15 protein-coding genes are annotated in these 10,748 nt (G+C 34.8%); 10 read left to right on the forward strand and 5 right to left on the reverse strand.

The features are described 5' to 3' along the window. Positions 1–24: 24 nt before the first annotated feature. Entirely contained in the window at positions 25–1,341 is a 1,317-nt protein-coding gene (locus FJR04_RS17270) for an ABC transporter substrate-binding protein (RefSeq protein WP_168496993.1), read from the reverse strand. A gap of 146 nt (positions 1,342–1,487) precedes the next feature. Between FJR04_RS17270 and FJR04_RS17275 the strand changes: the two genes are divergently transcribed. The 4 genes from FJR04_RS17275 to FJR04_RS17290 all read left to right on the forward strand — a co-directional run bounded on the left by FJR04_RS17275 (position 1,488) and on the right by FJR04_RS17290 (position 4,474). Further along, positions 1,488–2,246, forward strand: coding sequence for a YebC/PmpR family DNA-binding transcriptional regulator (locus tag FJR04_RS17275; protein WP_168496995.1), 759 nt, complete (start codon positions 1,488–1,490; stop codon positions 2,244–2,246). 77 nt (positions 2,247–2,323) lie between these two features. Further along, entirely contained in the window at positions 2,324–3,586 is a 1,263-nt protein-coding gene (locus tag FJR04_RS17280; protein ID WP_168496997.1) for an FAD-dependent hydroxylase, read from the forward strand. Between the two features lie 123 nt (positions 3,587–3,709). Beyond that, positions 3,710–4,072 carry a papain fold toxin domain-containing protein gene (locus tag FJR04_RS17285; protein ID WP_168496999.1) on the forward strand — a complete coding sequence of 121 codons (363 nt, stop codon included), beginning with the start codon at positions 3,710–3,712 and terminating at the stop codon, positions 4,070–4,072. A 33-nt stretch (positions 4,073–4,105) separates the two neighbouring features. Beyond that, the gene (locus FJR04_RS17290; RefSeq protein WP_168497001.1) at positions 4,106–4,474 is read left to right on the forward strand and encodes a hypothetical protein; all 369 of its coding nucleotides are present in this window, start codon (positions 4,106–4,108) and stop codon (positions 4,472–4,474) included. A gap of 105 nt (positions 4,475–4,579) precedes the next feature. Here the strand turns inward: FJR04_RS17290 and lysS are convergent, their stop codons facing one another. From lysS to FJR04_RS25945, 4 genes are all read right to left on the reverse strand, one after another. Continuing rightward, the gene (gene lysS / locus FJR04_RS17295) at positions 4,580–6,166 is read right to left on the reverse strand and encodes a lysine--tRNA ligase (RefSeq protein WP_168497003.1); all 1,587 of its coding nucleotides are present in this window, start codon (positions 6,164–6,166) and stop codon (positions 4,580–4,582) included. Between the two features lie 56 nt (positions 6,167–6,222). Next, positions 6,223–6,582 carry a VOC family protein gene (locus tag FJR04_RS17300; protein ID WP_168497005.1) on the reverse strand — a complete coding sequence of 120 codons (360 nt, stop codon included), beginning with the start codon at positions 6,580–6,582 and terminating at the stop codon, positions 6,223–6,225. 110 nt (positions 6,583–6,692) lie between these two features. After that, positions 6,693–7,838: an NB-ARC domain-containing protein gene (locus FJR04_RS25940; protein ID WP_371718239.1), complete on the reverse strand. Its 1,146-nt coding sequence runs from the start codon at positions 7,836–7,838 to the stop codon at positions 6,693–6,695. Continuing rightward, on the reverse strand, positions 7,730–8,068 hold the full coding sequence (locus FJR04_RS25945) for a hypothetical protein (protein ID WP_217359405.1): 339 nt from the start codon (positions 8,066–8,068) through the stop codon (positions 7,730–7,732). Before FJR04_RS25945 ends, FJR04_RS25940 begins: the two co-directional genes overlap by 109 nt. Before the next feature lie 262 nt (positions 8,069–8,330). Here FJR04_RS25945 and FJR04_RS17310 point away from each other — a divergent pair, with 262 nt between their 5' ends. The 6 genes from FJR04_RS17310 to FJR04_RS17335 all read left to right on the forward strand — a co-directional run bounded on the left by FJR04_RS17310 (position 8,331) and on the right by FJR04_RS17335 (position 10,669). Continuing rightward, a complete protein-coding gene (locus FJR04_RS17310; protein ID WP_168497007.1) occupies positions 8,331–9,011 on the forward strand; it encodes a GTPase family protein in 681 nt (226 codons plus the stop codon). Positions 9,012–9,024: 13 nt separating this feature from the next. Continuing rightward, complete coding sequence (locus FJR04_RS17315) at positions 9,025–9,279, forward strand: GTPase (RefSeq protein WP_168497009.1); 255 nt, start codon at positions 9,025–9,027, stop codon at positions 9,277–9,279. Next, positions 9,245–9,817, forward strand: a complete 573-nt coding sequence (locus tag FJR04_RS17320) for a hypothetical protein (protein ID WP_168497011.1) — start codon at positions 9,245–9,247, stop codon at positions 9,815–9,817. The genes FJR04_RS17315 and FJR04_RS17320 overlap by 35 nt, the downstream gene beginning before the upstream one ends. Positions 9,818–9,831: 14 nt before the next feature. Next, complete coding sequence (locus tag FJR04_RS17325) at positions 9,832–10,134, forward strand: DUF1036 domain-containing protein (RefSeq protein WP_168497013.1); 303 nt, start codon at positions 9,832–9,834, stop codon at positions 10,132–10,134. A gap of 110 nt (positions 10,135–10,244) precedes the next feature. After that, positions 10,245–10,442 carry a hypothetical protein gene (locus tag FJR04_RS17330; RefSeq protein ID WP_168497015.1) on the forward strand — a complete coding sequence of 66 codons (198 nt, stop codon included), beginning with the start codon at positions 10,245–10,247 and terminating at the stop codon, positions 10,440–10,442. A gap of 35 nt (positions 10,443–10,477) precedes the next feature. Continuing rightward, positions 10,478–10,669 carry a hypothetical protein gene (locus FJR04_RS17335; RefSeq protein ID WP_168497017.1) on the forward strand — a complete coding sequence of 64 codons (192 nt, stop codon included), beginning with the start codon at positions 10,478–10,480 and terminating at the stop codon, positions 10,667–10,669. Positions 10,670–10,748 lie beyond the last annotated feature (79 nt).

Below are 10,748 nucleotides of genomic sequence, written 5' to 3' on the forward strand. Positions count from 1 at the left end.
CCTTCTTCCTGACTCCTCGACTAATTACTTAAAAATTAAATCTAAACGTTGCTGGGCTACTTTCAAGGCTTCTGCTGGAGAACTTTTACCCAAAATTACAGATTCAATTGCCCTTCCTAAACTGTCAGAAATGCGAGTATAACCGGGAAAAATTGGCCGAGAAAATCCATTTTTAGCTTGATCTAAAAATACTTGAATTTGTGGTTGTTTTTTGAGAAACTCTTGATAAATTGGACTTTGCCGAGATTTAATGTTTATAGGTAAATAGCCAGTTCCTAAAGCTAATTCTGTCTGAAAATCGGCACTTAACGTATATTCAATAAATTTGAAAGCAGCTTGTTCTCGTTTCGGTGTAGTTTTGAATAGAAACAGATTTTCACCACCAATGACAGTTGCAGGTTTTTTATTCATAGGTATGGGAAAAACCGCAAAATCAACACCACTCTGTTTAAATTCTCCTAAACTCCAAGGTCCTGTTACTTGCATTGCTACTCTACCATTGACGATATTTTCTATTTCATAACCCCGTTCTATTCCCGATAAAACAGCAGAACCATCTTTAATTAAATTTTGCCATAATTCCAAAGCAGCGATCGCCCCTTGATTATTTTCTAAAACTACATCGGCTGCACTCTGAGAATTATCACCTACCAATTTACCACTAGCACTCCACATAAACGGTAACCAAGTAAATACTGTAAATTCTCCCTTCCCCGCAGGTAACATGATTCCATATTGATTAATTCTGCCGTCATTATTAGTGTCACGAGTTAATTGTTTAGCGGCTTGTCGTAATTCTTCCCAAGTCTGTGGTAACTCCGTGATTCCTGCTTCTTTAAATAAACTAGGACGGTAATAAACACCAACATTATTTGTAGCAAATGGTACAGACCAAATCTGATTTTTATATTTCATGGATGTCAGTAAAGCCGGATCAATTTCATCCTTAACAGTCGTTTTCGCTAACTTTTCATCCAAAGGTAAAAGCGCCCCCAATTCCACTAATTGACCGGCAATTGTGGGATTAAACCATAATAAATCAGGCGGGGCATCTCCAACTACAGCCGTTAAAATTTTAGGCATTTGCTGATCTTGTTGCCCAACATAAAGAGATTCAACTTGAATATTGGGGTGATTTTGGTTAAATTTGTCTACCAGCTTTTGCAAAACATCCCGATTTTGTGGTGGATTTACCCCATGCCATAAGGTAATATGAATAACCTGATGAGACCGAATAGCCTGACATCCATGTAAAGATACTATACCCAAAAATAGGACTAGCAGTAAGGGTTTCAGGTATTTTTTAGCTAGTCTCCAGTAATTACGAGGAATTAAAAACATTTTTGATTTTGCAGATTTAACTTTGTTCAATTATTTTAAGATGGATTTTACCGACAAATATAGATAGTGCATCAAGCCAACATTTACATTTGAGTAAAAGCTGGGTGTATTCTATATTTGAAAGATGATGAATATTTTTGTTGATTATGTCAGGACATAGTAAATGGGCGAATATTAAGCGCCAGAAAGCTGTAGTAGATGCCAAAAGGGGAAATATCTTTACCCAACTATCGCGGGCAATAATTGTGGCTGCGAGAAATGGTGTACCAGATCCAGCAGGTAATTTCCAATTACGGACAGCGATTGATAAAGCCAAAGCAGCGGGCATTCCCAATGATAATATTGATAGGGCGATTGCTAAAGGTGCAGGTACTCTTGGTGGTGATAACTCCAGTTTAGAAGAAATTCGCTATGAAGGTTATGGTCCTGGAGGTGTAGCAATTTTAATTCAAGCCCTTACAGATAATCGTAATCGCACTGCTGCGGATTTGCGGGTATCTTTTAGTAAAAATGGCGGAAATTTGGGAGAAATCGGTTGTGTAAGTTGGATGTTTTCCCAAAAAGGTATTTGTGTGATTGAAGGTGTTGTTGATGAAGAACAGCTTTTAGAAGCTTCCTTAGAAGGAAATGCTGAGTCTTATGAAATGATTGCAGATGAAACCGCTGAGGTATTTACGGAAGTGACAAATTTAGAGAAACTCAGCCAAACATTGAAAGCCCAAGGTTTTAAAGTTATTGAAGCAGAACTGCGTTGGATTCCTGGTAATCAAGTAGAAGTTACTGATGCAGATCAGGCGAAATCTCTTTTGAAATTAATTGATACCCTTGAAGGGTTAGATGATGTTCAAAACGTGACAGCGAATTTTGAAATGGCTGATAATTTGATGGTTTTAAGTATGGCTTAGTATTTTTTGTCGTTAGCTTGCTTATCAGCCGCGATCGCGTCAAAATAATAATTAAAACGCCTTCATTTATCTTTACAATGTCCCTCTCCCAACTTACTCCCACCCTTTCCTCTCCCCACATCCCCACAGACAACTACTGGGGATATGATTATGATTTAGTCATAGTTGGTGGTGGAATTGTCGGCTTAACCCTAGCCGCAGCTTTAAAAGATTCTGGTTTAAGTATTCTCCTCATTGAAGCTAGAGTAGCATCCGCCGCAGTCGCTAAAGGACAAGCTTATGCTGTACATATGTTGTCAGCAAAAATTTTCCAAGGAATTGGTTTATGGGACAAAATTCTCCCCCATGTCGCTAAATATAACCAAGTTCGTCTCTCTGATGCTGATTATCCTGATGTGGTGAAATTCCAAACTACTGATTTAGGGACATCAGAATTAGGTTATGTAGCGGAACATTCTGCACTGTTAGAACCTTTACAGGAATTTGTGCAAAGTTGTGCCAATGTAACTATTTTGTGTCCAGCGGCAGTTATTAGTACGGAAAATCAGTTAGATATAGTTAAAATTAACATCAAAATTAATGAAACAACCCAAACAATTCGCAGTAAATTGTTAGTAGCTGCCGATGGTTCTAAATCTCCAATTCGTCAAGCCGCAGGTATTAAAACAAAAGGTTGGAAATATTGGCAATCATGTATTGTGGCTTTTGTCAAACCAGAAAATCCCCACAATAACACCGCTTACGAAAAGTTTTGGTCTAGTGGTCCATTTGCAATTTTACCTTTACCTGGAAACCGTTGTCGCATTGTTTGGACTGCACCCCATGAGGAAGCAAAAGCTTTATGTGCTTTAAATGATCAGGAATTTTTAGCAGAACTGACAAAGCGTTATGGTGATCAAATGGGTAAATTAGAATTATTAGGAGACAGATTTATTTTTCAGGTACAGTTAATGCAGAGCGATCGCTATGTTCTCCCTAGATTAGCATTAATAGGTGATGCTGCACATAATTGTCATCCCGTCGGTGGACAAGGTTTAAATTTAGGGATTCGTGACGCAGCCGCATTAGCTGAAATCATCCAAACTGCCCATCAAAATCGCCAAGATATTGGTAATATTTCCATACTCAAGCAATATGAACGCTGGAGAAAAAAAGAAAACCTCGCAATTTTAGGTTTCACCGATTTATTAGATCGAGTTTTTTCTAACAACTTTTTACCAGTGGTAATAATTCGTCGTTTGGGTTTATGGATAATGCAGCGAGTTCCCATTGTAAAAATATTCGCCCTGAAATTGATGATTGGCTTAAAGGGAAAAACTCCAGAATTAGCCAAACGGTGAAATTATCAAAACCAATATATCTTAGGGTGCGTCAGACTCGATAACTCAGCAAGCCCTAAATAGATTTTTGATATCTGACGCACCTTAACAACTTTAACCTTATAATGAAAACTGGAGGACTTGGTGATTCAATTATCTCATCATGAGATTTTTAGAGAAATTGGTAAAATAATTCAAAAGTTTGACCTTTATCAATGTGATGATTGTGCCAGAGCTATCTACCAATGGTTACAACAAAATAATATTGAAGGAAAAATTATCAAATTAAAAACAACAACTCGGAACGATGAATATATTTTGAGTTGGCGCTTAGAAAAACAAGATATTACTGATTCGATTACAGATAACGGTACTCATTATGGAGTCGAAGTTTTTGGTAAAGTTTTCGATAATCTCTCAGTCGAGGGAATGACGCGAGAAGATTGGCTGAATGATTTTGATTGTCTTAGTCATCAATTTACCGTCACTGAGATAGATTCGCTATAGTAAAAGAAGCAGCACCACAGCTAGGAGTTTAAAATGGAAGGAATCTATGAAGTTTTGCAAAAAATAAAAAACAGACCAGGAATGTATATTGGTAAATCTTCCATCACTATTTTACGTCATTTTTTAGTGGGATATCAATTTGCGCGGAGTGAGATGGGGTTAGAATTAACACAAGAAGATACTGATTTTTATGATAATTTCCAGCCTTGGATACAAAGACATTTTAATGTGAGAACTTCCAATTCTTGGTCTAATATTATCTTGCTATTTACCCGTGATGAAAAAGATGCTTTTAACTGTTTTTTTAGATTATTAGATGAGTTTAAGCAGCGTGATAAAAGTCTAGATGCAGAATCGGAGAATGTCGTTACAGATTATGAGGAAATACTAGCTAAATTATGAAATTTGATAATTTACGTTAATAGTCTAGATACGAAATCCCAAATATCGTGATAAGAAACTTGTAGGGTGCGTTAGCCACAGCATAACGCACCATCAAAAAAGTAATTAAGAAACTTCCGCTTTTTCCTTATCTGCATTCAAAGCCACAACATCTTGTAACCGGGAAATTACAAAAGACTTTTCTAGATAAGACAACAACCCGCCAGCTTTCGGACCCTTTTCTTTATTTAAAAAAGATAGATACAAAGCCTTAAAAGCATTGGCTTGTTGAATCCCTAACTCCTTAGTAGTCGAGAAAATCAAAGTTTGTAATTCTTCCGATTCCCAATTAGAAATATTCTGCAAATTCTCCATCAACTTTTGCAAATAAGCAACTTGTTCGGAGTTTAAATTATTAGCCTTTTCTGGAACTTGTTCCAAATAGAGAACTAACTTTTCTTCCTCATCTGCATAATCTTGTAACCACTTTTGAGCAGCAGCAATTCTTTGATTAATAATTTGCTGATCATACTCAGTTAAAGACTGTGAACTACGTTGTACAACCTCTTCCTGAATATTTAAACGCGGAACTTGCAACAGAGAAATCAAGGTACTAAAATCAAAAGGTTGGAAAGTTTTAATCTCATCCCCTACCTGCGCGTAAAATAACGACATTAATTCCTCAGTTAATTCAGGAGACTTAGAATACTTATTAATTAAAGTATCGTAATCTCTAAATAAACGAGTAGTAGTTTCATAATTTGGCGCAAAATTAATTACAGTTCTTGGCTGAGTCCGCAACATTAAAAAGCGCAGCAATTCCGGTGGAAGTAAAGCCGCAATTTCTTCTGCACTCGAACCAACTCCCTTAGAAGAACTCATCTTTGTCCCATTCACAAGAATGAATTCATAGGGAGAATGGAAAGGAGGTTGCTTTTGTAAAACCTTGCGACTAATAGCATTAGCAACATCTCTAGAACCACCTTTTTGCGAGTGATCCTTCCCAGCCATTTCGATAGTTACACCCAACACATCCCATTTAGCCACCCATTCAACTTTCCAGGGTAACTTACCATTACCATTAAAAGGAGAAACCCAACCAGAATGTCCGCAACCTTTTACATAGTCAGTTGCATCTGGTTTACAGGTGTAAAATACTTCTGAACCGTTATAATCTGTAGTGACAGTTGTGGCAATCTTACCGCAATTTTCACAAACAACTTGAAAAGGATACCAGTTATTAGGACGATCAGCCTTACTTACTTCTTTATATGCTTCTCTCACCAAATGAGCATTTTTTAAGAAAGTATCAATATAGGAATTAAGCTTTCCAGAACGATATAAATCACGGAGAAAATAAGTTTCTGGTTTAATTCCTAAATACTCGAAAACTTCAAAAAATTCACCAATGAAATATTTAGCATAATCACTAGCATCATCATCAGGAGAAGGCACATTACACAGCGGAAAACCCAAATAAGGAGAAAACTTTTCCTGATCTAAGTATTTTGGAACCGTATCCAATGCGTCATAGTCATCCACACCATACAAGAACTTGACAGGTTTACCTGCGTGTTTCAAAGCACGGTAAATAACATCATGGATAACCACACCCCGCAATGACCCAACGTGTACTCTTCCTGATGGAGTCTTAGAATCATTAACTACCTGGTAGCCTACTGCATCAGCAGCGATTTTATCAGCCCAAAACATTTGCTATTTATCTTTTCACAATCCATCCATTTTAGCTTTTGTCATGGAGAATAATCTCATTGTTGACTAAGTTCAATAATATTGCGATCTGGATCTTTAATAAAAATCGCCGCCCGACCAGAAGCACTAGCCTGAAAAGGATAGTTTTTAGCGATTAACTCCTCTTTCACAACCTGCAAATCAACCACAGCAAAAGCAATATGAGGATTTTGTCCCCATTTTTCCTGTTGCTTATCGGTTGGTACAGTAGCCGCAGCTATCAGATGAAGTTGATAATTACCGATTTGATACCAGACACCGGGATATTTTAAAGGACGTTCTACTTTATTTAATCCTAATACCTGACCATAAAAATATTCAGCACGTTCTAAATCAGTCACTAGAATAGCAGTATGAAGACTTTGGATAATTTGCATTTTTTTGTTTTGTTAAAAATATAGTACAATTTTATCTGTAAAATTAGGACTTATGTAATTGATTAAACATATATAAAGAAATATGACCTATATTTTTTATGAAATCATCATCAATTTTGACAATAATTTCTCACATATTCCCTAAAAACTGAAGACAATAGAAACAAGATTTTATTATTTTTTATTTTCGTTACCAAATACCTTTGTTGTAGAGATTGTAAACCATTATTAAAATCAATAACAGATAAACTTAAACTCTCTTTTAAATAATCTCTAGTAACAGGTATTTCAAACTTGCTTAAATGCAATACTATTTCTTTTTCTTGGGTTGATAAATGGTTAAATATTTCCTGAAGTCGAGATTGCATTTGATTAGTAATATGCAAAGTATTCTCGGCTAAAAAATCAGCAACTTGACCATCATAATTCTTGTTAATTAAGATACTCACACTTTTTAAATCAATAAAACTACCTGCATATAAATCAATTAATTGTAACCAATAATCTTCATTTTTCAATCCTCTATTTTGGAGAATATCAACATCATATAATCCTGATAGTTCTAAAGACTTAATCGGATATAATTCATCATCTAAACATTCCATTTCTGGAGATTGTTGTTGACTAATCACAATTACATGACTTTGATGTTTAACCTCTCTAATCATAGTAAAAAAGTTTTGATAATCTTGATATTCAACTTTGTATTGTCCAGCAAATTTACCAGGGATAAATATATTTTGTAAATCATCAAGGATAATTAAGCATTTCTGATTTGCAAGAATATCAAATAATTGCCTTAATTGCTTATCTAAAGTTGATTGAGGTTCTTGTTGACAAACATTCAATAAATCGCTAACAAGTAAATTTAAAGATTGAGGATATTTTAACCTTCTCCAAATAACGACTGCAAATTTATGTAAGTTTAAATCAACAAATCTTTTAACTAAAGTAGTTTTACCAGTTCCATATAATCCTGATACTGAAATCAAACAAGTATTTTGCTTAAAGATCCAATCAGAGAGTTGTTCTAACTGTGTTCCACGTTGATAAAATTTTATAATTTCAGGAGCTAAGGTTAAATCATAACTAGATAATTTAGATTCCGTATTTATATTACTTTTTTCCTCTTCTTTATTAGGTTGATTTAATATTGGCGAACTAAAATCAAAATAAGGATTCTTCCCACTACAATAAATATTGGAATTTTGAGATGAGTTAATATAATATAATATACTCTTTCCAAAGTAGAACAAAAATTAGTTTTTTTTATATCTTCATGTAATATTTTAGATAAAAGTTGCCATAACTCAGATCCTACATCTCCTACATGACTACTAGAAAGATTATATTCCCTAGCAATCTGATCATAAGTTTCTCTTTTCCATGTACCTTCAACTACAGCAGTTTGGATATCATCTAGATGTTTTCCCGTTTTTTCAAATACCATTTGATCAACAAATTTTACAACTTCATCTACAGTCATAAAAACTATATAGGTTAAGGGTTTCGGTAATTATAGCAAAAGATAATCCTATTTTTACGCATATTTTCCGATTTTATACGTAAAAATTTGTAATAAATCTCCCGATAAAATCCGATGTTTTCCAATGGACAGATGACTCAGATTTTTGAAACAATGATAATTAAGTAAAAAAAACAACTTACTCAAAGCAATGTTTGATATTTTTCAGAGAATCTGATTTTATTCGTGATCAAAAAATAGAGTCACTCAAAAATTAATCACAATGTCTTACTTAAGTAGTGAACGAAAAACCCAGCAACCCCCTGTTAATATAGAGGTTAGTCCTCCAACCATAGCTAAATTTGGTCAAACAGGTACAGGGAAAACAAGTCTTTCCAATGCTTTATTTGGGGTAAATTGGCGTACAGATTATGCTGTTGCTTGTACTCAAACCGTCACCGAATACGAAGGTAAAATGTTACCTGAAATTCATCAGGGTAAAGATTTTACTTGGCGACTTTGTGATACTCCTGGTGTTGGAGAGAGTGAATATGCGGATGATCAGCATTTTGAACATATTTATGAAACTTTTCACAAAGCAAATGTAATTTTGTTGGTTCTTCAGGCTGATACCCGTGCATTTGCAGAAGATCAAAAAGCAATCTTGAAATTAACCAACAACAAACAAAAAGTACCTGATGCTCATTATCTAATTGTTCTTAATCAAATTGATAGAGTACATCCTGAAAATTGGGATACTTTGAAAAATCAACCATCACCAGAACAATTATCTCTAATCCCAGAGAAATTAGAAATTGTCTATCAACGCTTCTCTCCCTACATACCCATTGAAAAACAACATATTATTCCTTGTTCTGTTGTTAATAATTATGGGCTAGACAATCTTGTCAATACAATTAACAACTTTAATTATCTTGCAAATCCAATTAATAACTTGAATTAGAGGAGTTACAAAAATGGGACTTTTTCAGAAGAAAGTATCACCAGAACAACAAAAAGTTGTAGATAACTTACGCAAAGTTTTAGGTGATAAAGACTTTAAACTTTTTGAAAGATTAGTTCAAGAAGAACTAGCACATCCTCCCAAAGTAGCTATTATTGGTAAATCTGGCGTTGGGAAAAGTACCACCATTAACTCCTTATTTGGTTTAGAAGAAAAAGTTAGTCACACGGGTCATGGAACAACAGAAGCAAGAGCCACAAATAATTGAATTACCCCAAGGAGGAAAATTAGAAGTTATTGATATGCCTGGTTTAGGAGAAGACATCGAACTAGATGAAGAATACGCTAAAATTTACGAGCGAACTTTACCAAAAGCGGATGTTGTTCTCTATGTTATTCAGGGAAATTTAAAGGCATTAACAGAAGATCAAAAAATACTCAGAGACATTGTAGAAAACGTCATGGGTAACTTAAAAGGTCGTTTAGTAGTGGGATTAAATCAAGTTGATAAAATAGGTCCTGGTACATGGAATACCAAGTTTAATTATCCATCTCCTGAACAGGAAGACAATATCAATCGTCGTTGTCAAGATATTCAGAAGAAGTTAAGTTCTGCCCTTTCAATTAAAGTTGAACAAGTCGAATATTACTCAGCGGAGAAAAGATACAGACTTTATCATCTTCTAGCAACAATTATCAAAGCATCGGGTAATGTCGGCTGGAAATTTAGTATTAATCCTGCTGATCCTATTGAACTAGCAGATCCATCTGTCCAGAATTTATTGAGAAAGCAATTAGAAGATTAGGAGAGATACTTTTTGTGTTTCAGTTCACAAATGAGACGAATGGGAAGATTTATCTAGCATTTGGTTATTGGGACAGAATCGAAGATGATTGGATATCTGAAGGATGGTGGACGATTCAACCCGGTTGTACTATTACCCCATACGCAAAACAACTTCTGAATAGATATTATTACTATTATGCTTACTACGCCAGGAATAGTGGCTATTCAGGGAAATGGAGTGGAAGTGTACCATTTTATGTAAAAACTGCCGCATTTGAAATTAAAGAGTTAGGAAAATTGATGTTGGCAACAGTGAAACTTATCTTCTCACACTAACCAGTTCTAGTTTAACTGATGATGAAGAAAAACTCATCAAAACCCTTAGAGAATATAAACACTAAAAATAACAGTTTAATTTTTTTCACTACGTTAGGAGACGCTAACCAATGGATTATGATGATTTAGATCCAGAAGAAAGAGAAATCATTAAAAGCTTTCGACAACTTTCTCAATCTCAAAAGAAAGCAGTAACCGCTAGTAAGCAGTCTTTTATTGATTGGATTAAAACTTCGGTTTCATGGGTATGGGATAAAATTAAAGGCTATGCTAACGATTTATGGAGTTTGCTGAAAGGTTTATTCTAAGAACTTTAAGAAAACACTTTAAACAGGAGTAAAAGATGGAATTATCAGATGAAGAACAAGAAATTATTAGCCGTTATCGTCAACTTTCTCATGCACAAAAAAAAGCTGTTCTTGCGAGTGAAAACTCATTTGAATCATGGATTAAAACTGCTATGGAATGGCTTTGGGAAAGAATCAGTGAAGCAATAATTGAAATGCTATTTGACTATTTAAGAGATCAATTTTAAGCTAAAGTTGCCCACTTTCACATAACAAACCCAAAACAAAACCCCCTCATGATGAAATGAGAGGGTGATGTTGATTAAT

Source organism: Anabaena sp. UHCC 0204 (assembly GCF_009711975.1).
Taxonomy (GTDB): domain Bacteria; phylum Cyanobacteriota; class Cyanobacteriia; order Cyanobacteriales; family Nostocaceae; genus Dolichospermum.